The organism is Caballeronia sp. EK, assembly GCF_014384845.1.
GTDB lineage: Bacteria > Pseudomonadota > Gammaproteobacteria > Burkholderiales > Burkholderiaceae > Caballeronia > Caballeronia jiangsuensis.
The window spans coordinates 13,014-35,096 of the sequence record NZ_JACSUE010000003.1 but is presented as its reverse complement, the minus strand read 5'-3'; the positions used below and the strand labels follow the sequence as shown (position 1 = coordinate 35,096).

At 63.6% G+C, this 22,083-nt stretch carries 23 protein-coding genes and 5 tRNA genes; 6 read left to right on the top strand and 22 right to left on the bottom strand.

From position 1 onward, the window contains the following. Positions 1 to 52: 52 nt before the first annotated feature. Positions 53 to 1,288, bottom strand: a complete 1,236-nt coding sequence (locus IAG25_RS08875; RefSeq protein ID WP_255503613.1) for a pyridoxal phosphate-dependent aminotransferase — start codon at positions 1,286 to 1,288, stop codon at positions 53 to 55. Positions 1,289 to 1,362: 74 nt separating this feature from the next. Further along, the gene (locus tag IAG25_RS08870; protein WP_187605043.1) at positions 1,363 to 2,265 is read right to left on the bottom strand and encodes a LysR family transcriptional regulator; all 903 of its coding nucleotides are present in this window, start codon (positions 2,263 to 2,265) and stop codon (positions 1,363 to 1,365) included. A 429-nt stretch (positions 2,266 to 2,694) separates the two neighbouring features. On the opposite strand from IAG25_RS08870, the gene IAG25_RS08865 reads away from it, so the two are divergent. Together IAG25_RS08865 and IAG25_RS08860 are read left to right on the top strand one after the other, a co-directional pair. Continuing rightward, positions 2,695 to 3,096 (top strand): transposase, encoded by a 402-nt coding sequence (locus IAG25_RS08865; protein WP_008349224.1) that lies wholly within the window; start codon positions 2,695 to 2,697, stop codon positions 3,094 to 3,096. Positions 3,097 to 3,347: 251 nt separating this feature from the next. After that, positions 3,348 to 3,605 carry a hypothetical protein gene (locus tag IAG25_RS08860; RefSeq protein ID WP_035501122.1) on the top strand — a complete coding sequence of 86 codons (258 nt, stop codon included), beginning with the start codon at positions 3,348 to 3,350 and terminating at the stop codon, positions 3,603 to 3,605. A 236-nt stretch (positions 3,606 to 3,841) separates the two neighbouring features. Here the strand turns inward: IAG25_RS08860 and IAG25_RS08855 are convergent, their stop codons facing one another. Then, positions 3,842 to 4,153 (bottom strand): hypothetical protein, encoded by a 312-nt coding sequence (locus IAG25_RS08855; RefSeq protein WP_035501123.1) that lies wholly within the window; start codon positions 4,151 to 4,153, stop codon positions 3,842 to 3,844. 352 nt (positions 4,154 to 4,505) lie between these two features. On the opposite strand from IAG25_RS08855, the gene IAG25_RS08850 reads away from it, so the two are divergent. Together IAG25_RS08850 and IAG25_RS08845 are read left to right on the top strand one after the other, a co-directional pair. Further along, a complete protein-coding gene (locus tag IAG25_RS08850; RefSeq protein ID WP_309243928.1) occupies positions 4,506 to 5,141 on the top strand; it encodes a YdcF family protein in 636 nt (211 codons plus the stop codon). Between the two features lie 260 nt (positions 5,142 to 5,401). Beyond that, positions 5,402 to 5,644 (top strand): hypothetical protein, encoded by a 243-nt coding sequence (locus IAG25_RS08845; protein WP_187604555.1) that lies wholly within the window; start codon positions 5,402 to 5,404, stop codon positions 5,642 to 5,644. A gap of 105 nt (positions 5,645 to 5,749) precedes the next feature. Here IAG25_RS08845 and IAG25_RS08840 read toward each other — a convergent pair whose 3' ends face one another. Further along, positions 5,750 to 6,166 (bottom strand): gamma-glutamylcyclotransferase family protein, encoded by a 417-nt coding sequence (locus tag IAG25_RS08840; protein ID WP_187604554.1) that lies wholly within the window; start codon positions 6,164 to 6,166, stop codon positions 5,750 to 5,752. A gap of 151 nt (positions 6,167 to 6,317) precedes the next feature. Here IAG25_RS08840 and IAG25_RS08835 point away from each other — a divergent pair, with 151 nt between their 5' ends. Continuing rightward, the gene (locus tag IAG25_RS08835; RefSeq protein ID WP_187604553.1) at positions 6,318 to 7,160 is read left to right on the top strand and encodes an AraC family transcriptional regulator; all 843 of its coding nucleotides are present in this window, start codon (positions 6,318 to 6,320) and stop codon (positions 7,158 to 7,160) included. Positions 7,161 to 7,170: 10 nt separating this feature from the next. On the opposite strand, the gene IAG25_RS08830 is transcribed toward IAG25_RS08835, so the two are convergent. From IAG25_RS08830 to gltX, 7 genes are all read right to left on the bottom strand, one after another. Then, positions 7,171 to 7,635, bottom strand: a complete 465-nt coding sequence (locus tag IAG25_RS08830; RefSeq protein ID WP_187604552.1) for a GNAT family N-acetyltransferase — start codon at positions 7,633 to 7,635, stop codon at positions 7,171 to 7,173. A gap of 163 nt (positions 7,636 to 7,798) precedes the next feature. Beyond that, positions 7,799 to 7,875 (bottom strand) — tRNA-Asp (locus IAG25_RS08825). 70 nt (positions 7,876 to 7,945) lie between these two features. Continuing rightward, positions 7,946 to 8,021, bottom strand: a tRNA-Glu gene (locus tag IAG25_RS08820). 71 nt (positions 8,022 to 8,092) lie between these two features. After that, positions 8,093 to 8,169 (bottom strand) — tRNA-Asp (locus IAG25_RS08815). A 71-nt stretch (positions 8,170 to 8,240) separates the two neighbouring features. Then, positions 8,241 to 8,316 (bottom strand) — tRNA-Glu (locus tag IAG25_RS08810). Between the two features lie 159 nt (positions 8,317 to 8,475). Continuing rightward, a tRNA-Ala gene (locus tag IAG25_RS08805) sits at positions 8,476 to 8,551 on the bottom strand. Positions 8,552 to 8,700: 149 nt separating this feature from the next. Next, the gene (gene gltX, locus IAG25_RS08800) at positions 8,701 to 10,110 is read right to left on the bottom strand and encodes a glutamate--tRNA ligase (RefSeq protein ID WP_187604551.1); all 1,410 of its coding nucleotides are present in this window, start codon (positions 10,108 to 10,110) and stop codon (positions 8,701 to 8,703) included. A 204-nt stretch (positions 10,111 to 10,314) separates the two neighbouring features. Between gltX and IAG25_RS08795 the strand changes: the two genes are divergently transcribed. Next, positions 10,315 to 11,259, top strand: a complete 945-nt coding sequence (locus IAG25_RS08795) for a patatin-like phospholipase family protein (RefSeq protein ID WP_187604550.1) — start codon at positions 10,315 to 10,317, stop codon at positions 11,257 to 11,259. A gap of 75 nt (positions 11,260 to 11,334) precedes the next feature. Here the strand turns inward: IAG25_RS08795 and IAG25_RS08790 are convergent, their stop codons facing one another. From IAG25_RS08790 to iscR, 11 genes are all read right to left on the bottom strand, one after another. Further along, positions 11,335 to 12,570 carry a c-type cytochrome gene (locus IAG25_RS08790; protein ID WP_187604549.1) on the bottom strand — a complete coding sequence of 412 codons (1,236 nt, stop codon included), beginning with the start codon at positions 12,568 to 12,570 and terminating at the stop codon, positions 11,335 to 11,337. Next, complete coding sequence (locus IAG25_RS08785) at positions 12,567 to 13,139, bottom strand: (2Fe-2S)-binding protein (protein WP_187604548.1); 573 nt, start codon at positions 13,137 to 13,139, stop codon at positions 12,567 to 12,569. The genes IAG25_RS08790 and IAG25_RS08785 overlap by 4 nt, the downstream gene beginning before the upstream one ends. Continuing rightward, positions 13,136 to 15,958 carry a xanthine dehydrogenase family protein molybdopterin-binding subunit gene (locus tag IAG25_RS08780; protein ID WP_187604547.1) on the bottom strand — a complete coding sequence of 941 codons (2,823 nt, stop codon included), beginning with the start codon at positions 15,956 to 15,958 and terminating at the stop codon, positions 13,136 to 13,138. The genes IAG25_RS08785 and IAG25_RS08780 overlap by 4 nt, the downstream gene beginning before the upstream one ends. 323 nt (positions 15,959 to 16,281) lie before the next feature. Next, positions 16,282 to 16,479, bottom strand: coding sequence for a Fe-S cluster assembly protein IscX (iscX, locus tag IAG25_RS08775; RefSeq protein WP_035501134.1), 198 nt, complete (start codon positions 16,477 to 16,479; stop codon positions 16,282 to 16,284). A gap of 14 nt (positions 16,480 to 16,493) precedes the next feature. Beyond that, positions 16,494 to 16,835 carry an ISC system 2Fe-2S type ferredoxin gene (gene fdx, locus IAG25_RS08770; RefSeq protein WP_187604546.1) on the bottom strand — a complete coding sequence of 114 codons (342 nt, stop codon included), beginning with the start codon at positions 16,833 to 16,835 and terminating at the stop codon, positions 16,494 to 16,496. 48 nt (positions 16,836 to 16,883) lie between these two features. After that, positions 16,884 to 18,749, bottom strand: coding sequence for a Fe-S protein assembly chaperone HscA (gene hscA, locus IAG25_RS08765; protein WP_187604545.1), 1,866 nt, complete (start codon positions 18,747 to 18,749; stop codon positions 16,884 to 16,886). A 35-nt stretch (positions 18,750 to 18,784) separates the two neighbouring features. Next, a complete protein-coding gene (gene hscB, locus IAG25_RS08760; protein ID WP_187604544.1) occupies positions 18,785 to 19,315 on the bottom strand; it encodes a Fe-S protein assembly co-chaperone HscB in 531 nt (176 codons plus the stop codon). An 83-nt stretch (positions 19,316 to 19,398) separates the two neighbouring features. Beyond that, positions 19,399 to 19,722 (bottom strand): iron-sulfur cluster assembly protein IscA, encoded by a 324-nt coding sequence (gene iscA / locus IAG25_RS08755; RefSeq protein ID WP_035501138.1) that lies wholly within the window; start codon positions 19,720 to 19,722, stop codon positions 19,399 to 19,401. 57 nt (positions 19,723 to 19,779) lie between these two features. Beyond that, positions 19,780 to 20,208, bottom strand: coding sequence for a Fe-S cluster assembly scaffold IscU (gene iscU, locus IAG25_RS08750; RefSeq protein WP_187604543.1), 429 nt, complete (start codon positions 20,206 to 20,208; stop codon positions 19,780 to 19,782). A gap of 36 nt (positions 20,209 to 20,244) precedes the next feature. Then, positions 20,245 to 21,468: an IscS subfamily cysteine desulfurase gene (locus IAG25_RS08745; RefSeq protein WP_035501140.1), complete on the bottom strand. Its 1,224-nt coding sequence runs from the start codon at positions 21,466 to 21,468 to the stop codon at positions 20,245 to 20,247. A gap of 86 nt (positions 21,469 to 21,554) precedes the next feature. Further along, entirely contained in the window at positions 21,555 to 22,082 is a 528-nt protein-coding gene (gene iscR, locus IAG25_RS08740) for a Fe-S cluster assembly transcriptional regulator IscR (RefSeq protein WP_035501141.1), read from the bottom strand. Position 22,083: the final 1 nt, after the last annotated feature.

The window sequence follows — 22,083 nt, the reverse complement described above, 5'->3', positions numbered from 1 at the left end:
CGTAAAGGTGAACGCTTCAACCTCGACCCAACTCACTCGACGCCGGCACGACTCAGGCGACGGCGCGCGCCGCCAGGAAACGCTGCAAACGCTCGACGCCCGCGTCGAGCCGCGCGGGATCGCATGCGTAGCACCAGCGCACGAAACCTTCGCCTTCCGGGCCGAACGCGCTTCCCGGCGCGAGACCGAGACCGGCTTCGCGCACGAGCGACTTGCACAATTCGAGACTGCTTCGCGCGCCCGGCAGCGAGAAGAACAGATACATCGCGCCGTCGGGCGCGCGGACGTCGACGCCTTCGATCGTCTGCAAAGCATTCACCAGATGATCGCGGCTCGCGCGCAAATCGGCGACGAGCGTCTGCGTGAAGCGCTCGCCCTCTTCCACCGCGACGATGCCCGCCTGCTGCACGAACGACGGCGCGCACGAGGTGTTGTATTCCACGAGCTTGCCGAGGTCGCCCATCAACTGCGTCGGCGCAACGATCCAGCCGAGCCGCCAGCCAGTCATCAGCCATGCCTTCGAAAACGAATTCACCGCGATCACACGTTCGTCGCGCTCGGCGAGATCTAGAAAGGAAGGTGCGACCGACATGCCGTCGCCGTAATACAGACGCTCGTAGACTTCGTCCGCGACGATCCAGATGCCGTGACGGCGGCAATGTTCCAGCACGATGCGTTGATCTTCGCGCGTCATCGTCCAGCCGGTCGGGTTGTTCGGCGAGTTGATCATCAGCATGCGCGTGTCCGGCGTAAGCGCCGCGAGCAGGCGGTCGAGGTCGAGCGTCCAGCCGCGCGCGTCATAAGTCAGCGAGACCGTGTCGACACTCGCGCCGAGGATCTTCGGAATCTCGACGAGATTCGGCCAGAGCGGCGTCACCGCGACGACCCGATCGCCCGCTCCGACGACGAGTTGCGCCGCGAGCATCAGCGCATTCACGCCAGCGCTCGTGACGGCGATGTGCGCCGGCGTCGTCGCGCCATGCAGCGCGCTCACGTAACGGCTGAGCGACTCACGCAGGGGCGCGATGCCGAGGTTGTGCGTGTAGAAGGTGGCGCCGTCGGCGAGCGCGCGGCTCGCGGCGTCGCGAATGAACTGCGGCGTCACGCGGTCCGATTCGCCGAACCAGAACGGAAGCACGTCGGGTACGCCGAAGCCCGCGTTCGCGACCTCGCGGATCTGCGACGGCCTCAAGGCTCGCACCGCGTCGCGCGCGTTCGGCGCACCGGATCCGTGCACGCCAGTCAGCTGGCTCAGTTCGCTGATCACCGCCCCTTCCGACTCACTCATCGCTCGCCCCGTCGTCTTGTCTTAAAAAAGGAAGTCTAACGCGTGTCCTGCCTTTCCCGAGTCGGCCGAACGGCCTAAGCGAGGTCTTCCGCACGCCTCGGCAGCGACGCGATCAGCGACCAGACCGATTCCGCCGCCGGCGACAGCGAACGGTCGCGCCGGCGCACGAGCTCCACGGTCCGCTCGGCACGCGGTTCGAGCGGCAAGGCGACGAGCGACGAGTCCGCCGGCAGCGGCAGCGCCAGCCACGGCAAGACGCTTACGCCGACGCCCGCCTCCACGAGCCCGAACACGGTCGCCGAGTGGCCGAGTTCCTGCACGACCTGCGCTTCCACGCCGTGCTCGTGCATCACGGCATCGATGATTGGCCGGCTGCCGGATGCGTAGTCGAGCATGACGAGCCGCTCGCCGGCAAGCGCTGCCCACGGTACCGCGGCTTCGCGCCCGAGCCGATGATCGCGCCGCGCGACGAGACAGAACGAATCGGTCATCACGGGCTCGCCATGTAGATCGTCGGAGGAAAACGGGCCGATCACCACGCCGAAATCGACTTCACCGGACTTGACCTTGCGCAGGACGTCGGACTGGACGTCGTCGCGCAAACTCAGCGTGATCAGCGGAAACTGACGCAGGCACGTCGCGAGCACCCGCGGCATCAGCCGGCACGCGACGGTCGGGCTCGCGGCGACGATCACGCGCCCGCGACGCTGCTCACCGAGATCACGCACCTCGCGCAGCGCCTCGTCGAGATCCGCCAGAAGACGCGACACGGTGCCGACGAGGTTCGCGCCGACGTCGGTCAGCAGCACCTCGCGCGTCGTCCGGTCGATCAGCTTGAGACCGATCTCTCCTTCCAGTTCGCGCACGCAGCGGCTGACCGCCGACTGAGTCAGACCAATCTCGTCCCCCGCGCGGCTGAAGCTGCGCAGTCTCGATACTTCGATGAAGACGCGCAGTTGCCGCAACGTCACGTTCAAGGGCGCGCTCATTCAGATTGCTCATCAATTAGCCTGTTTCATGCGAAATTATAACGGCCTATTGGTGTGATTTCATGCGCGAACGCACGTTTCGCTGCGGTGCAGCAAATTGCCGAAACGCACGCTGGATGGGCCTATTGCACTTGATTGGTGATTGTCCCGATTTCTTAATCAGTCTGTTTCGGGTCTGATACGGGCCATGCTGACATCGCGTCAGCCTACTGCCATGCGGGTTTCCCGGATTTCGCGACATGCATGGCACGGTTCTCGCATTTCATTGCGCACAGAGGTCGGGGCCATACGCGGTTACATCGAACATTCGTCCGCCGCAACCGCTCCGGCCTCCTTCCCAGGTATTCGTTTTTCGAATTCCGCCCAGAGTGCGCGGCGCGGGGCAGCGCACCGGGGTTAGCTTCGCTGAGGTGAGATATGGTGCTGTTCGACGATTTGAGAGATAACGAGTGGGCGCTGGTCGAGGCGTTGTTCTGTTCCGAGCCGGCGCGTAGCGAACGGCGTGGACGTCCGCGCGTCGAAGCGCGAGCTGTGGTCAACGCGGTTTTGTGGGTACTGTCGACTGGCGAAGGCTGGTCGAAGTTGCCCGGACGCTATCCGTCCCCGCCGACCTGCCGCCGCCGCTTCGATGAATGGCAGGCGGACGGCACGCTGGCCGAAATCGTGAAGCGCCTTTCCAGCAACGGCCGTGAAGTGTCGCTGCGCGGGCGCATCGGTTCGAGCGCCGCGAAACCGCCGGCGCCGCCGAGTCGCGATCGTCTGCGCGGCGCGTTCTGGACGAATCCGGAATCGTGGCGCGCTCCGGCGAAGATGGCCTGACCGGATTCGCTTCTTCGAAGCCGGCGCTGCCGGCTTCACGCAGACGTTTTGCCTCTCGCGCAGGCCCTGGCCTGCGCGAAATCCAGTCCTTCCGAATTCGTCGCGCCGACGCCACAGCCGGCGCGGGCCAGCCGTCCGGCGTGAGGCCACGACGAAACAACTCTTTACCATTCCTTACAGCGCTACGGCCGATCACAGCATAGCTTGGTGAATGATCGAACAGGCCCCACGAAGGCTTCGAGGATTTCACCATGAAGGCATCGACGCTGCTCGTGCATGGCGCGTTCGTCGCGCTGACGAGCACTGCGGCGATGAGCCAGGCCCAGCCCCCGCCGCCTGCATCCGATTTCCACGTGACTACGAAGGCCTCGATGGCCGCGTCGCAGAACGCCGGCCGGAGTCGCGACGCCGCGCCACCCGCGCCGCGTGGCGATCTGCGGGGCGACATCGCGAGTAACGCGCGCCCACGCCCGGATTCGGAACGCGATCCGCACTTGCAGCATCGTTGAGTTCGCTGCAGGACGATGCGCGCTTCAAGGAACCACTTCGGCGCGCGCCAGTCACACCCCATGCCATGAACAGCGCGTGGCAACAGTGATATCCGGTCTGCCCGTGTCGTTCGCGATACGGGCACTTTTTTGGCTGAGCGTCGACTGCAGGCCGATTGTCGGCTTTTTCATTTGACGACAACCCGCCCTCGACCCGTCTGTCGACTGTCGAAGGCTTCCGGGCGTACCCGGAAGTATTAGACTCGCGCCTCCAGAACCGCTTCCTGACCGCCGAACGTGTAACGTTCAGCACGACGCAAGTCCCAGTCGCTGGAGCGCTCGTCGCGCGAAAGCCGCGAGAATTCGTGCTTGCCGCGCTCGGTGACGACCGCGATATCGACGGGAGCATGAAATCCAGGCGCGGGCGCCACGGTGCGCTGCCGGGTGAGTTCGAGCAAACCGAGCGCGCGCAGGAGGTCGAAAACGTTGGGACGTTTCGCCCAGGGAACCTGACGATACTGCGCACGGCGAAGTGCTTCGAGTACAACTTCGTTGGAATACGTGGTCATCTCGTTCTTTCTTCCTGTGCAGCCATGACGACGCCCGTGACGGTCGCAAAACGGGCCGCGACGTCGACTAAACGCGGCGCGCCGAATCTCGTCTGCGATGACGACTCGCAGCCGAATGTTTGGCCGCCGCTTGCGTTAGGTGCTGCTTTCTATTACAAGCCCCGTTGAGAGCGCGCTAATCACGCGCTTTACTGCGACATCCGCCGATGCGTTCCAAAGCACGCGATGACGGAACGAATTGCCCTCAAACCAATACGTTACCCCAATCAAATTGGTTCTATTCACTTTATTGCTGCTTTTTTTTGCATTATTTGCGCTGTGGCGACGCCGCCGCACCCAGATCGCGATCGCCGTGGCGGCGTTCGCGTGGGCGATGGGCGCGGGCTGGCTCGCGACCCCGCTGCTCGATCTCGCGCAGCACGGCTATCGTCATACCGACGTGCCGTCGTTCGCCCCTCAGACGACGATGGTGCTGATGGGCGGCGGCACCGCTCGCAGCGACGCGGGACTCGTTCCGCAGTTCAATGCGATGCGCCGCATCGCCGCCATCGGGAAGCTTTATCGCGAGTGCCGCGAAACCGGCGCGTCGTGCAAGGTGATCCTGAGCGGCGGCGACCCGCAGCGCCACGGGCAGGCCGAAGCCGACAATTACGCGCCTTACGTGCTCGCCGAGGGCGTCGCTGCGGACGATCTCGTGCGCGAGAATCAGAGCCTCAATACTTACCAGAACGCGCGCAACGTGGCCGAAATTGTGGGCCCCGCACGTGACAGCCGTTTGATCGTCGTCACATCCGCGTATCACATGCGGCGCTCGATGCGCGCGTTCGAGGCTTTCGGCTACGCTCCCGTGCCTTACGTGTCGGACGTGCGGCCCACTCGCGTCACCTTGCTTCCGCGTATGCGAGGTTTCGCGAACAGCGAACTCGCCATGCACGAACTCGTCGGGCTCGCGCGCTTCAATGTGTATCGCTGGTTGCATCTCTACTAGCCGGGGCGCGTGTCGCGATGCTAAGCACTCTAAAATAATTCGACGACGACGCCTGCGCGTTCATGACCGGCGTCGGACGGACGCACGACACACGGTTGCCCGATTCCAGGCTTATGATGCAGATTGTCTGATCGTCAGACGCGCGAGGCTCGCGACTGACGTCCCGCGAAACGGCGGGAGCGATTTTTGCTCAGACGGAGGCGTCATTCCACCGGATCGGACAGACGATTCCCGGGTTCAACTGCCACTAGGAGGTAACAATGAAGAAAGTGTCCCTGGCTGTTCTGTTGTCCCTCAGCGCAGTCGCGTCGGGCGCTTATGCCCAGAGCGATCAAGGCGTGACCATGAGCACCGATCCTGCGAAGATCGCCGATATCGAATCGCGTGCGCAAAATTTGCAGACGCAGCAAGAGAACATGCAAAACATGCGCTCGCAGGCGCCTTCGCACAAGTCGATGCATCACAAGAAATCGCCCAAGCCGGCGGCTGGCTCGACCCAGTAAGCCCGGCTTCACACTGTAGGCACGGGGTCATTCACGCCGCCCTGGAACCGACACATCGGCTCCGGGGCGGCGCGGAATTTATTTAGTCGTTGTATCGCCCAGCGCTCACGCGCGTGTCGCGCGATGCGACACCCAGTCTCCGCTCTCGATACACGGCTGGCCGGCGACGGCCGCAGCCGCGACTGGATAGATCAGGCAATCGATCCGATCCGTCCTGCCATCGACATCCACCTCCACATGCAGTCGATGCGATCGGAACAAGCCTTCGACGCCCGGATAGACCTCTTCGATTTCATCGAGCACGGGTACGAGCGCGTCGTCGATGCGATAGACGTCGCCGCGAATCGGCGCGCCCTCTTCGTCGATCACGAGCCCCGGATACGTGCCGAAGTCGAATAATCGCCCCTGCACATGCGCAGCGCCGATCCATTCCGGTGTCGCGATGCCGTTGCGTCCGGCTGCGCGGGTGATATCGTTGACCTCACCGGCGCGCAGCGTGCCGTAGACAAAAACGTATTGCATCGAAAACGCGCTCCTGTTGTCGGGAAGTTGACCCACGGCAATTATGCCCCGCGAAAAAATCGCGGCGCGCTCCGGCGAGCGCTTTCGGCTACCATCGGCGCGTGCGTCCGGATGAATCCAAGACGCCCGAATACACTCCAACCGAGCGAACATGCCTACGTTTGTCGAATCGAGACCGTCGAGCGAGGAAGTCGAGCATCTCGACATTCCCGTCGAGCATTCGCCGACGCTCGATCATCCGATTCGCGTACGGTCGCGGCCGGTTCCTTATGGCGTGCGTATCGCGCTGCATACGCACCCCTGGGCGCAGGTCGCGTACACGTCGCGCGGCGTGCTGCGCGTCGCGACCGCCGATTCCACCTGGATGGTGCCGCCCTCGCGCGCGATCTGGGTGCCACCCAATGTCACGCATGAAGTCGTGATCGTCGAGGACGCGTATCTGCGCACGCTATATGTCGATGCGAGCGTGGTGCCGGCCGGACTCGGCGCGTGCCGCGTCGTCGAAGTGTCGCCGCTCTTGCGTGAAGTCATCGCCGCGCTCGACGAAGAATCGATTTCCCGTCAACGCGAGCGGCTGCTCGGCACGCTCGCGCTCGATGAGATCATCCGTTCGCAGCCGCTGCCGCTCTCCGTGCCGATGCCGAACGAAAAGCGTCTGCGCGCCTTGTGCAACGCCGTGCTGGCCGATCCGTCGCATTCGGATCTGGAACGCTGGTCGTCGGAAGCGGGTGCGAGCTCGCGCACCATCGCGCGCCTGTTCAGACGCGAACTGGGCGTGAGTTTTTCGCAGTGGCGTCAGCAGGCCGTCCTCGCGCGTGCAATTCCTTTACTGAGCCAAGGGCGCCCGCTCGCGCAAGTCGCGCGCGAACTGGGCTATCAAAGCCAAAGCGCATTTTCCGCGATGTTTCGTCGTGCGTTCGGCGAGAGCCCGCGCGCATTTTTCGCGCGCGATACCCGCGATGATCGCGAGACGCGCGAAATCGACGGCGCATAGGCGCGCGTCTTCAGACGCGCCGCACCATGTGCCGGATCGCGCCGAGCTGCGCGAGACGCGGACCCGCCGGCCGGTATCCCAGACGAACGTAGAGCCGTGCCGCGGGGTTATCGACGAACACGCGCAACTGACATTCGGCGAGCCCGCGCGCTCTCGCCCATCGATGCGCCGTGTTGAGCAGGAACGTTCCCGCTCCGCGCCCGCGATAACCCTGCGCGATCTGCACGTCCCGGACATGCAGCGAATTGTCTTCCTCGGTGACGCGCATGACCCCGATCGGAATCCCGTCCGCCTGCAAGATGAAATTTTCGGACTCACGCCAGCTGGAGAGGAAGAGATCGCCGCGCCACACGAGATTATGGCGACGGTAATAGCCGACCATGTTGTCGTGCGTGAGGGCTTCGGCGAAGGCGAAGTCCGCCATGGTCGCCTGGCGCAGTTGATAGAGCGAGAGGTCTTCGGTCGGGTCGAGCATCGCACGGGCACGAGAACAAGTGCCTAAACACTAAGACAGTGCGCGCGGGCTGGCAATGGCCATTATTACGGTCGAGTGCGAATCGAACGCGGACGAAAGGGAGCGGCCCGGCGAGCGGGCAAAAAAAATCCAGCCGACGGGCTGGATTTTTCGCACAACGATTTGGCGGAGCGGACGGGACTCGAACCCGCGACCCCCGGCGTGACAGGCCGGTATTCTAACCAACTGAACTACCGCTCCACTTCTTTAATCGACTCGCAGTGTCATCTGCGAACCTTGCAGCGCTTTCTACTAGCAGCCGCCGATGTTCTGGCGTCCCCTAGGGGATTCGAACCCCTGTACTCACCGTGAAAGGGTGATGTCCTAGGCCTCTAGACGAAGGGGACTTCAACTTCTACACACTTTGCGGCGAAAAAAAACCGGCTCTCATTAGCCGGAGTGTTCCTGCTCGCAAGTTTGGCGGAGCGGACGGGACTCGAACCCGCGACCCCCGGCGTGACAGGCCGGTATTCTAACCAACTGAACTACCGCTCCACTTCTTTTCATCAACCCGCAATGTCACCTGCGAGTCTTGCAGCGCTTTTTACTAGCAGCCGCCGATGTTTTGGCGTCCCCTAGGGGATTCGAACCCCTGTACTCACCGTGAAAGGGTGATGTCCTAGGCCTCTAGACGAAGGGGACAGAAACTTGTGATTCTGTCTATACTACGTTTCGCTTTGGCAACCTACCTGACGCCAATCAGCGAAGACCGAAATTCTATACAACTTCGTGTTACTTGTGAAGTATTTTCTGCGCTTTCCGATTCCGGTCAAACAGCCTTGCGCTACTTCATCTGTTCTATGGTGGAGGTAAGCGGGATCGAACCGCTGACCTCTTGCATGCCATGCAAGCGCTCTCCCAGCTGAGCTATACCCCCTTGCAGAACAGAAACGAGATTGTATAGGGCGTATTTGAAGCTGTAAATACCTTCTGACGACTTAAGCGAAACTTTTTTGTCTCGCCGGACGCCGATGCGCGCAATGGATGACGCGCGATCGCCGCCGCGAGTCATCCGTCGTTGCGCAATCAGCCGTTCGCCTTCTCCAGACGCTTCAACACGGCATCGCGACCGAAAAGCATCAGGACCGCATCGATCGATGGCGTGTGGGTCGTGCCCGCGACCAGCAGCCGTACCGGCATCGCGAGTTGCGGCATCTTGAGCTTGTGCGCCGTGAGGGTCGCCTTGAGCGCCGCCGCGATCGCTTCCTTGCTCCACTCGACGTTCGCGAGCGCCGCACGCAAGTCGGCGATGGCCGGACGCACGGCATCGGTGACGTGTTGCGCGAAGGCGTCCGGATCGATGGCAGGCTCGCGGTAGAACATTGCGGCGTTATCGGCGATCTCCTTCACCGTCGACGCGCGATCCTTCAGGAGCGCGATCGCCTGATCGAGCGGCGCGCCGCCGTCGATGGCAGCGGTATCGACGCCCGCCTCCAGCAGGAACGGCTTCGTCAGCTCCGCGAGCCGCGCGTTGTCCGCTTCCTTGATGTAATGCGCGTTGAGCCAGTTGAGCTTGTCGTGGTCGTACTGAGCCGGCGACTTGCCGAGATGCTCGAGATCGAACCATTCGACGAACTGCTCGCGCGAGAAGATTTCGGCATCGCCATGCGACCAGCCGAGGCGCGCGAGATAGTTCACGACCGCCTCCGGCAGATAGCCGTTGTCGCGATAGCCCGTCACGCTCATCGCGCCGTGACGCTTGCTCATCTTCTCGCCCTGCTCGTTCAGCACCGTCGGAAGATGCGCGTACACGGGCGCCTCGCCGCCGAGCGCGCGCAGGATGTTGATCTGGCGCGGCGTATTGTTCACGTGATCGTCGCCGCGAATGACGTGCGTGATTTTCATGTCGAGATCGTCGACGACCACGCAGAAGTTATAGGTCGGCGTGCCGTCGGGACGCGCGATCACGAGATCGTCGAGTTCCTCGTTCGAGATTTCGATGTGCCCTTTCACCGCGTCGTCCCAGGCGACCGCGCCGGCGAGCGGATTGCGAAAGCGCACGACCGGCTTCACGCCTTCCGGCACCGGCGGCAGCACCTTGCCCGGCTCAGGACGCCACGTGCCGTCGTAGCGCGGCTTTTCGCCCGCGGCGCGCTGGCGCTCGCGCAGCGCGTCGAGTTCTTCCGTCGACATGTAGCAGTGGTAAGCGAGCCCTTTCTCCATCATCTGCGCGACGACCTCGCGATAACGCTCCATGCGCTGCATCTGATAGAACGGACCTTCGTCGAAATCGAGTCCGAGCCACGCCATGCCTTCGAGAATCGCATCGACCGATGCATCGGTGGAGCGCTCCAGATCGGTGTCCTCGATGCGCAGCACGAAGGTGCCCTTCATCTTGCGTGCGAACGCCCACGGATAGAGCGCGGAGCGGATGTTGCCGAGATGGATGAAGCCGGTCGGGCTCGGGGCGAAGCGTGTACGGACTTGGGTGGTCATTGCTGTTTACTCGATGAATGGCGGTGCGCGCTCGCGCTCGATTCCCGCTCAAAATGAGACGAAATTATACTCGCCGCCCGCTTTGCGCCGGTCCGCGCGCCTTTTGTTTTATGATGTGCGCGCTTTTCCCGATCTCCCGAAACACCCGCCTGCAACGCCCGCACGGACGGGCGCCCGGGACCCGCTGCACCGCCGGAGCACAACTTGAATTCATCGTCACCCCGTCTTTCGCGCCGCGCGTTCTCGCTCGCGGCCGCATCGTCCATTCTCGCCGCCTGCACGACCACGAGCGGCGGCGTGTCGGGCGAAACCGCCTCCGGCACGCCGGTCGCGCCGCCGTCGAACACGGAGCCGCAGCGGCCGATGCGCATCGGTCTCGCGCTCGGCGGCGGCGCCGCGCGCGGCTTCGCGCATATCGGCGTGATCAAGGCGCTGGAAGCCCGCAACGTGCGCGTCGATCTCGTCGCGGGCACGAGCGCCGGTTCGGTGATCGCGGCGCTGTACGCATCGGGGATGACCGGCATCGCGATCAACAAGCTCGCGCTCACCATGGACGAAGCCTCGATCAGCGACTGGGCGATGCCCTTTCGCACGCGCGGCATCCTGCAGGGTGTCGCGCTGCAAAACTATCTGAACAAGACGCTCGACAACCGTCCGATCGAAAAGATGGCGAAGCCGCTCGGCATCGTCGCCACGGATCTGAAGAGCGGCCAGCCGATTCTCTTCCAGCGCGGCAACACGGGCATCGCGGTGCGGGCGTCGTGCAGCGTGCCGTCGATTTTCGAACCGGTGAAGATTGGGGATCGCGAGTATGTCGACGGCGGCCTCGTGAGTCCGGTGCCGGCGGCGTTCGCGCGCAAGATGGGCGCCGATTTCGTGATCGCGGTCGATATCTCGGCGCGGCCGGAAAGCGGGCTCACGTCCAGTTCGTTCGACGTGCTGATGCAGACGTTCACGATCATGGGTCAGACCATCAAGGCCTATGAACTCGACAAATACGCCAACGCGGTGATTCGCCCGAATCTCGTCGCGATGAGCAGCAGCGATTTCAGCCAGCGCAACGCGTCGATCCTCGCGGGCGAGGAAGCGGTCGCCAAAATGTGGCCGACGCTGCAGCGCCAGCTCGCGGAGCGCGGCGCGCGGGTCTGATCGCTTTCATCGCGCGTCAAATGCAACGAGGCCACGCAATATCGCATGGCCTCGTGTCTTTTCAAGCGTCCAAATTTAACGCAGCGACTTCACCTTGTCGGCCGTCACATCGCCGGGCTGACCACCCCACGTCACGCGAAGATAGTTCGCGAGTTGCGCGATCTGCTCATCGCCGTAAGTGCCGGCGAATCCCGGCATGGTTTGCATGTTCTCGATGCCCGGAAAACGCTGCGCCTCGATGCCGTCGAGAATCGACGTGACGAGATTGCGCGGATCGGCCTGACGCAAGGTCGAGTTGCCATCCATGCCCACCGCGACATGCGGCTTGCCCTGAGCTTCGATCCCGTGACAGCCCGCGCAGGAATCGAGGTAGAGATGGCGGCCCGCGGTGAGTTGCGCCGTATCGTCGAACTTGACGGTGACGAGCGGCGCGGGTTGCGGCGGCGCGTCGCCGAGTAGGTATGTCGAGAGAGCGCGCAAGTCCTCGGGATTCAGATGCTGCGTGCTCAGATAGATCACGGGATGCATCTCGCCGAACGCGGAACCTTGCTTCGCCACGCCGGTTGCGAAGAACGCCTGCAGATCCGCGCCCGTCCAGCCACGCGCGGCGAGCGCGGTCGGCGTGATGTCCGGCGCCCCGATGCGCCCGAGCGTGCCGCCCTGCAACGTCAGCGCGCCCTGCATCTGGCCGAACGCGCCGCGCGGCGAGTGGCATTCCGCGCAATGGCCGAGCGCGTTGGCCAGATAGCGCCCGCGCGTCCAGTCGGCGGATTGTCCCGACGATGCATCCGGCAGCGTGTCCTTCAGAAACAGCATGTCCCAGAAGCGCACGGCGAAGCGCACGCTGTACGGGAACTTGAGATCGGATGCGACGTTCGGCACCGCCGCGGGCTTTTGCGTCATCAGGTACGCGTAGATCGCGTCGCTGTCCTCGCGCGACATCTGCCGGTACGACGTGTACGGCATCGCGGGATAGAGCTTGTGCTTCGGCGTCACGCCATCGTGCAGCGCGCCGTAGAACTCGTCCGCGCTCCACATGCCGATGCCGTAGTTCGGATCGGGCGTGATGTTCGTGCCGTAGAAGGTGCCGAACTGCGATTCGAGCTTCACGCCGCCCGCGAACGGCGCGCCGCCGGGCGCCGTGTGGCACGCGGCGCAATCGGCGGCATGCGCGAGGTAGCGTCCGCGCGCGATCTGCTCGGGCGAGCTTTTCGGCGGTGTCGCCATATCGTTGTGGCCGCCGCAACCGGCGAGCGCGAACGATGCCGCCACCAAAGGCGCAACGACACGGGTCAGGATCGATCTCATCATGCGGCGTCCTTCACGAGTCCGGGCGTGGCGAGCACGAGATCCTTGACCGCTTCGTAGTAGCGCACATAGCCGGTGCAGCGGCAGATGTGCTCGTTCAGCGCGTCCATGATCGTCGCTTCGATCTGGTCTTTCGCGATCGGATTGCGCCTGAGCCTTTCGATCAGCACGGTCGTCGCGTTGACGAAGCCCGGCGTGCAATAGCCGCACTGGAAGCTGAAGTGTTCGAGGAACTTTTGCTGCACCGTCGACATTTCGACGACCTCGCCCTGCTCATTGCGCTTCGCATGACCTTCGACCGTGCGCACGGACTTGCCGTCGAAGAAATGCGCGCCGTTGATGCACGTGCGCGCTTCCTCGCTCGTGCCGTCGGCGTGGTCGACGATCACCACGCACGCGTGGCAGATGCCCTGACCGCAGCCGAGACGCGAGCCGGTGAGGCCGAGATATTCGTGCAGAAAATCGATCATCGACAGACCGGCGGGCACCTGCATCGGGCCGATCTTTTTGCCGTTGATCGTCATCGAGAGCGCGCGCGATTCGATGCTCGCGGCGGATTGGATGGCCGTCATGCGAGCACCTCCTGAATGTTTTGCGGCGTCACGGGCAGATCGGTGAAGCGATGGCCGATCGCGTGCGCGATCGCGTTGACGATGGCCCCGACCACCGGAATCATCACCACTTCGGCGATGCCCTTCGGCGGATCGGTTTCGGAAAGCGGCGGCAGCACTTCGCCCGTCTGCTTCCACACGGCGACGTCGCTCGCGAGCGGCAGGCGATAGCGATTGAAGTTCCACGTGCCGTTGCCGGGGCCGTCTTCGTAGAGCGGCAGGTATTCGTGCAGCGCGTGCCCGATGCCCATCGCGAGGCCGCCCTGCAACTGGCCCGATACGAGTTGCGGCGCGATCTGATTGCCGCACTCCATGATCGAATGATGCGAAAGCAATTCGACCTCGCCGCTCGATTCGCTCACGGCCAGTTCGACGAGCGTGCCGAGCGCACTGTAGTACGTGACCATCGCGTTGTTGCGTTGCACGGGCGCGATGAAAACGCGCTTGCGATCGAGCACCGTGTAACCGTTGGGCGTGGCTTTCGCGGCGCGTTTTGCGTGGCCGTCGCCGAAACGCAGCGAAAGGCCGTCGAGCGGAAGGCGCACGACCTCGCCCGCGATGTCGAACTGCGCCTCGCTCCATTGCCAGCGATTGAACGTATGCACCGCCGCGCCCGTGACGAGCCCGAGTTCGTGCGCCTTCTTCGCGAGTTGCTCGAAGGGAATCGGCTCCAGTCCGTCGGCGGAAAGCTTGCCGTCCGTCCAGCGCGCGTCTTCGCTGCGCACCACGAACGACGTCGCCTGACCGCCGCCGATGCCCTGCCCCCAGATCGCGAGCGCCGCGGGCCAGACGCCGTGACGGAAGATCACGCGCGCCGCCTCGCGCGTCGCGTGCGTGAAGTAGTACGCGGAGTTCGTCGCGCTCGCCGGCGACATGTACGCCGGCGACCAGCGCGGATTCGCGCTCAGGCGATCCTGCTCGGCCTGCGACATGATGTACGGATCGCCGCTCGTGACGACAGGCAGGTCGGTCCAGTCGATCGTCGCCATGTGAACCTCGGCCGCGGGCTTGCCGAGCCATTTCGCGCACGCGAGCGCCTGCGACGTCGACGAACCTGTGCCGATCTCTGCGCCCGAATGATGCAGCGCGATGCGGCCATCGACGGTGAATTCGATCCTGGCGAACGCGCTCTCCGCGCCCGTGCCGAAGTCCTTCTGCGTGCACGCGAAACCGACGCCGTAGCGCCTGCCCGGATGCGCGGCTTCGTATTCCGACTTGCGTTTCGCGCGCTCCGTCCAGAGCGGATGCGCCTGTGCGCGCCGAAGCACGTCCTCGGCGCGGACGGCGCCCGCCGGAATCGCGCCCTGCGTGTTCTTCATGCCGGTGCGCATCACGTTCTTCAGGCGCAGTTCGATCGGATCGAGTTCGAGCGTGTGCGCGATTTCGTCGATCATCATCTCGGTCGCGGCCATGCTCTGCAGCGTGCCGTAGCCGCGCGCCGAGCCCGCGTCCACCGCGCGCGATGCGATCGCGGTCGCGGTCAGATCGCTCTTCGGGATGTAGTAGATGGATTGCGCCGCCGTCGCACCGACCATCGCGACCGATGGCGAGAAGTTGCAGCGCCCGCCGCCATTGGCGACGAAATCGCCCTTGAACGCCTGAATCATTCCCGACTTCCGGTCGATCGCCATGCGATAGTGCATGTCGAACGCGTGCCGCTTGATCGAGGTCTGGAACTGCTCGAAGCGATCGTTGGCGAGACGCACCGGACGGCCATCGCCGTACAGCGACGCGAGCAGGCCGTAGAACGGCATGTTGTAGTGATCCTTCGATCCATAGCCAACCGTGTAGCACGGATGCAGGAACAGGTTCTTCACCGCAAAGCGCGACTTCGCCGTCATCTCGATCGCGCTTTCGGCCACTTCATGCGGGCCTTGCGTCGGGATGACCATATGCAGCGACTGCGTCGCCGCGTCGTACCAGCAGTTCGCGTTGTCGGGTTCGAGCGCGGCCGTGTCGACGGATTGCGTGCGATAAGCGCGGTCCACAACGAGCCACTCGGCCGGCGGATGATCGAGCGCGTCGCCGATCGCGTTCGCATGGAACACGCCCTGCTCGTCGAGCTTGCCGTGCTCGGCGGCGCTCGCCCAGACCGGCTCGCGCTTCTTCATCATGTGCGGAAAGAGCGGCGTGTCCTTGAGGCTCGAGAAGGTATCGTCGTCGTAAGGCGTCTTGCCGCCGACGCGCACGAAGCGAAACGCCGCCCACGGGTCGCGCTCGATCGGGCCGGTCGTCGCGCCGTAACGGATGACGCCATCGCGGAACTGGAGCTTGTCCTTCGCGAAGCGAAAGCGCGCGAAATCGTGGTAGATCAGGATCGCGACCGCCTGCCCGAGATACGCCGGCGTCTTGCCGGCGGGCAGCAGCATGTCGTCGCCATAGAAAGCGGGGAACGCGAGCTTGTCGCGCGCGAGATCGTCCGCCGTGACGATGCGATCGGGCGCGAGGCCGCCGTCGAGCATCGAGAGATCGAAACCCTCGTAGATGCAGTCGGCGCGCGTCGTGCGCAGGATCAGCGCGTGCGACTGGTCCTTCGGCCAATGCGGCATGTCCGCCGCGCGAACGTCACGCGCGAACACCTTCGCACCCGTCACCTTCGCGATGCCGTCAATGCGAAACTTCGCGCCGCCGCTTGTCGCATCCCACTGGACGGGAGTCAGAATCTTCTCTTCGAACAACGCGGCGAATGCACGGCTGCCGAGCGGCGCAACGAACACCGACACGCCAGCGAGCGCACTCGCCTTCAGAAAACCGCGCCTCGACAGGCCGAGTTTCCCCATTTACTTCTCCCCAAGTGATCGCCAGCGGATCGTCCGCAGCGGGACCGTTGCCCGCCGCAAGTTCGGCAATGTGAAATTTGTTTGCAATGCGAAGCATTGCCACGCGGGCGATTGCTTTTCCGAACGCGTGACTCAGCGGGCCGGAATTGATTGCCGACGCGCAGCGGGCGCGATTTTAAGTCGCAGGGGAAGGGGCAACAACGCTCGCGACGTCAAGTTCTGTCAAACATGAAAAGCGTTGCGGACGAGCGGAAAGTCGCGAGCAAAAACAAAACGGCGGCTCGCAATGAGCCGCCGTTCGTGGAAATGCAGGCAGGACCGGATCAGTAATCCGCGTCCTCGATCCAGGCCGCCTGGATCGCCTCCAGAATCTTTTCGTTGGATTTTTGTGGATCGTCGTCGAAACCGTCCAGTTCAGTAATCCAGCGATGCAGGTCAGTGAAACGCACATATTGGGGATCGATATCCTGATGCGCGTCGGTGAGTGCCATCGCGATCTCCTGAGTATCTGTCCACTTCATGGGCGAGCCTCCTGTCAGTGATTTTCTTTGGCGTGATTGATGGAGTACCGCGGGATCTCGACCACCAGATCCTCGTCGGCAGGCACCATTGCCTGACATGATAACCGCGATGTCGGTTCGAGACCCCACGCTTTGTCGAGGAGATCGTCCTCGTCTTCCTCGGACGGCTCGAGCGCGTTGAAGCCCTCTCGGATGATGACGTGGCACGTCGTGCATGCGCACGATTTCTCGCAGGCATGCTCGATCTCGATGCCGTGTTCCAGCAGGTTGTCGCAGATGCTCTTGCTGACGTCGGCGTCGATCACCGCGCCATCAGGGCAGAGTTCCACGTGAGGCAGCACAACGATTTGAGGCATGGGACTGATTTTCCGTAAATGCTTGTTTGTTCGATAACCGCGCGACGATCAGACGTCGTCGAGCTTGCGGCCCGCGAGCGCGCGGCGGATGCTCTTGTTCATGCGCCGCGCGGCGAACTCGTCGGTGCCGGTGGCCAGCGCCTTCGTGGCGTCCTCGATCTCTTCGACCGAATCGCCGCTCGCGAGCGCCGTGAGGCCGGTCACGAGCGTCAGAATGTCCGCGCGCTCTTCGTCGTCGAGCAGTTCGCCGTCGGTTTCGAGCGCGGCGTGCGTCGCCTCGATCAGACGCTCCGCTTCCACCTGCGCCTCGCGCAACGCGCGCGCGTGCATGTCGGTTTCCGCGGTCTGGAAGCTCTCTTCGAGCATGCGGGCGACTTCGTCATCGGCAAGACCGTACGACGGCTTCACCACCACCGACGCCTCCACGCCCGAACCCTGCTCCCGCGCGAACACGGAAAGCAGCCCGTCCGCATCGACCTGATAGGTCACACGAATGCGCGCGGCGCCGGCCGCCATCGGCGGAATGCCGCGCAGCTCGAAGCGCGCGAGCGACCGGCAGTCGGACACGAGCTCGCGCTCGCCCTGGACGACGTGAATCGCCATCGCGGTCTGGCCGTCCTTGAAGGTCGTGAAATCCTGCGCGCGCGCGGTGGGAATCGTCGAGTTGCGCGGGATGATCTTTTCGGTGAGGCCGCCCATCGTCTCGACGCCGAGCGACAGCGGAATCACGTCGAGCAGCAGCCAGTCGTCGCCTTCGCCACGGCGGTTGCCGGCGAGCAGATCGGCCTGGATCGCGGCGCCGAGCGCGACGACCTGATCCGGATCGAGATTGACGAGCGGCGGCTGGCCGAAGAACGCCTCGACCGCGCGGCGGATGACCGGCATGCGCGTCGCGCCGCCGACCAGCACGACGCCCTTGATGTCCTTGGGCGCGACCTTCGCGTCGCGCAGCGCTTTCTTCGTCGGCGCGAGCGTGCGCGCGACGAGCGATTCGGCCAGCGCGGCGAATTGCGCCTCGGTCACGGCGACGTCGATTTCGACGCCCGTGGAAAGCGTCGCCTGCACGCGCGTCTCGGGCACGTCCGACAGCGCTTCCTTCGCCGAGCGCACGCGATCGAGCATCAGGCGCACGTCTTCCGGCGTATCGAGCGTGACGCCCGCCTGCGCCAGCACATGGCGATACAACGCGTGATCGAAATCGTCGCCGCCGAGCGCGGAATCGCCGCCCGCCGCGAGTACTTCGAAGACGCCCTTCGTGAGCTTCAGGATCGACAGATCGAACGTGCCGCCGCCGAGATCGTAGACAGCGAAAAGGCCTTCGGAGCCGTTGTCGAGACCGTAGGCGATGGCAGCCGCGGTCGGTTCGTTCAGGAGGCGCAGCACGTTCAGGCCGGCGAGTTTCGCCGCGTCCTTGGTCGCCTGCCGCTGGGCTTCGTCGAAATAGGCGGGCACCGTGATCACCGCGCCGACGAGATCCTCGCCGAGCGTGTCTTCCGCGCGATAACGCAGCGTCGCGAGAATTTCCGCCGATACTTCGACCGGGCTCTTCACGCCGTCGATGGTGCGAATCTGCACCATGCCGGGCGCGTCGATGAAATCGTACGGCGCGTTCTCGGCGCCCTCGACTTCGCTCTTGCCGCGGCCCATGAAGCGCTTGACCGACACGATCGTGTTGCGCGGATCGATGACGGCTTGTTCCTTCGCGGTCCGGCCGATGCGCCGCCCGCCCTTCTCCAGATAGCGCACCACCGACGGCAGCAGCACGTGGCCGTCCTCGTCGGGCAGCGCTTCGGGCACGCTGCTGCGCACGGCCGCGACGAGCGAGTTCGTCGTGCCGAGATCGATACCGACCGCCACGCGCCTCTGATGCGGCGCCGGGGCCATGCCGGGTTCTGAGATTTGCAGTAAAGCCATCGTTGGTCTTATGGGGTTATTGCGGCTGACTCGTCTTACGCGTGTTCCAGCCGCTCGATCTGCGCGCCGATTTCATGAGCCACGCGTTCGATGAACATCAATTGCCGCACCGCCTCGCTCGCGGCCTGATCGGATCTGCTGTCGATCAGCGCTTCGAGTTTCGTGAAGCGCACGCGTTCTTCTTCACGCAATTCGTCGAGCAGCGCTTCGAGCGCGCCGATGTTCTTCGCGCCCGCGGCATCCTCGATATTTTCGCGCCATTCCATCTGCTGCATCAGGAACGCCGGCTCCATCGCGGTGTTGTTCTCCGCGCCGACGTCGATGCCGCGCTGCGACAGCATATAGCGCGCGCGCTTCAACGGATCGCGCAAGGTCTGATAGGCCTCGTTCGTGTGCGTGGCCCATTGCATCGCGAGACGTTTCTGCGCATCGCCGGCTGCGGCGAAACGATCCGGATGCACTTGCGCCTGCACGGTGCGATAAGCGTCGTCGAGTTTCTGCGGATCGACGGCGAACGTCTGCGGCAGATCGAAGAGGTCGAAGTGACTGTCGGTAAGCGAGGCCATGCTATGTCTATGGATTCAGTGTGCGCGAATGAAAAAGGCGGCACGCGCCGCCTCTTTTGCCGATGCCGCCGGCGTCATTCGCGTCAGACGCGGAACGATTCGCCGCAACCGCACTCGTCCTTCGCGTTCGGGTTGTTGAACTTGAAGCCTTCGTTCAGACCTTCGCGGGCGAAGTCCAGCTCGGTGCCGTCGAGATACGGAAGACTTTTCGGATCGATCACGATCTTCACGCCCGACGTCTCGAACACGGTGTCTTCAGGCGTGAGTTCATCGACATATTCGAGCTTGTACGCCAGACCCGAACAGCCCGTCGTGCGCACGCCCAGCCGCAGGCCGACGCCCTTGCCGCGCCGCGTCAGATACTTCTGCACGTGTTGTGCCGCTTTATCCGTCAACGTGATTGCCATAGTCTTCGCTTCTCTCTCCGAGGCGCCACGCACCTGCATGGCGCCCGCTTTCGTCACTTAAGCCGCGTGCTGCTTCGCTTCCGTCGCCTGCGCTTCCGGCGCCACGACGCCATGACGCTGCTTGTAATCGAGGACCGCTGCCTTGATCGCGTCTTCCGCGAGAATCGAGCAGTGGATCTTCACCGGCGGCAGCGCCAGTTCCTCGGCGATGTGCGTGTTCTTGATCGTCAGCGCCTGATCCAGCGTCTTGCCCTTCACCCACTCGGTCACGAGCGAGCTCGATGCAATCGCCGAACCGCAGCCATACGTCTTGAACTTCGCATCTTCGATCACGCCATCCGCGCCAACGCGGATCTGCAGTTTCATCACGTCGCCGCAGGCCGGCGCGCCGACCATGCCGGTGCCGACGGTGTCGTCGTCTTTCGAGAACGAGCCGACGTTACGCGGATTTTCGTAGTGGTCCAGAACCTTGTCGCTATAAGCCATGATTCAAACTCTCCTTTGTTCGGTGACGCGTGTCGCTCAGTGCGCGGCCCACTGGATGGTCGAGATGTCGATGCCGTCCTTGTGCATTTCCCAGAGCGGCGACAGATCGCGCAACTTCGCGATCTTGGTCTTCAGCAGGTTGATCACGTAGTCGACATCCTGCTCGGTGGTGAAGCGGCCGACCGTGAAGCGGATCGAGCTGTGCGCCAGTTCGTCGTTGCGACCGAGCGCACGCAGCACATACGACGGCTCCAGCGAAGCCGATGTGCACGCCGATCCCGACGACACCGCGACATCCTTCACCGCCATGATCAGCGATTCACCTTCGACGAAATTGAAACTGATATTGAGGTTGTGCGGCACACGACGTTCCATGTCGCCGTTGACGTACACCTCTTCGATGTCCTGCAGGCCCTTCAGCAGGCGGTCGCGCAACATGCGGATGCGCTCGTTTTCCGTCGCCATTTCTTCACGCGCGATGCGGAACGCTTCGCCCATGCCGACGATCTGATGCGTCGCGAGCGTGCCCGAACGCATGCCGCGCTCGTGACCGCCGCCGTGCATCTGCGCCTCGATGCGCACGCGCGGCTTGCGACGCACGTACAGCGCGCCGATGCCCTTCGGGCCGTACGTCTTGTGCGCGGAAAACGACATCAGGTCGACCTTCAGCTTTTGCAGGTCGATCTGGATCTTGCCGGTGGCCTGCGCCGCATCGACGTGGAAAATGATGCCCTTCTCACGCGTGATCTCGCCGATCGCCTCGATGTCCTGGATCACGCCGATTTCGTTGTTCACGCTCATCACCGACACGAGAATCGTGTCCGGGCGGATCGCCGCCTTGAGCTTGTCCAGATCGATGAGACCGTCATCCTTCACGTCGAGATACGTGACTTCGTAGCCTTCGCGTTCCAGCTCACGCGTGGTGTCGAGCACGGCCTTGTGCTCGGTCTTCACGGTGATGATGTGCTTGCCCTTGCTCTTGTAGAAGTGCGCGGCGCCCTTGATCGCGAGGTTGTCCGATTCCGTTGCACCCGACGTCCAGATGATCTCGCGCGGATCGCAATTGACGAGCGCCGCGACGTTCTCGCGCGCTTCCTCGACCGCACGCTCCGCATCCCAGCCGTACTGATGGCTGCGCGAGGCCGGATTGCCGAACTGCTCGCGAAGATACGGGATCATCTTGTCCACCACGCGCGGATCGACGGGGGTCGTCGCGCTGTAGTCCATGTAAATGGGCAGGTGGGGAATATCGTTGTTCATCAGTCGCTCCGGGAAATCGGTCAAAGCTCTTGGCTGGGATGCTTTCTATCTGCGCGCCCGGCTCTCGTGCCGGCGCAACGCCTATGTCATCCGGCCAGGTTGAAAATGGAATTCGGACCCTTGGGCGCGACGCGCGCGGCCTCCACGCCTGCCGATTCGGCGCGCCGGTCACGCAGCACCGTCGACGAACCTTCGCGTGCGCGCTGCTGGTCGACCAGATCCTTCAAGGAGACGGAATCAAGATACTCGACCATCTTCTGGTTGAGCGTCGCCCAGAGTTCGTGGGTCATGCAGTGGCCGTCGTGCTGCTTCGTGCCTTCGCACGTGCCCTTGCCGCCGCATTGCGTGGCGTCGATCGGCTCGTCGACCGCGATGATGATGTCCGCGACCGTGACGTTCTCCGCGCGGCGCGCGAGGTTGTAACCGCCGCCCGGTCCGCGAACCGACTCGACGATCTCATGCCGCCGCAGCTTGCCGAAGAGCTGTTCGAGATAGGAAAGCGAGATGCGCTGGCGCTGACTGATGCCTGCCAGCGTCACCGGGCCCTGCTCCTGGCGCAACGCCAGGTCGATCATCGCCGTGACGGCGAAACGGCCTTTCGTGGTGAGTCTCATA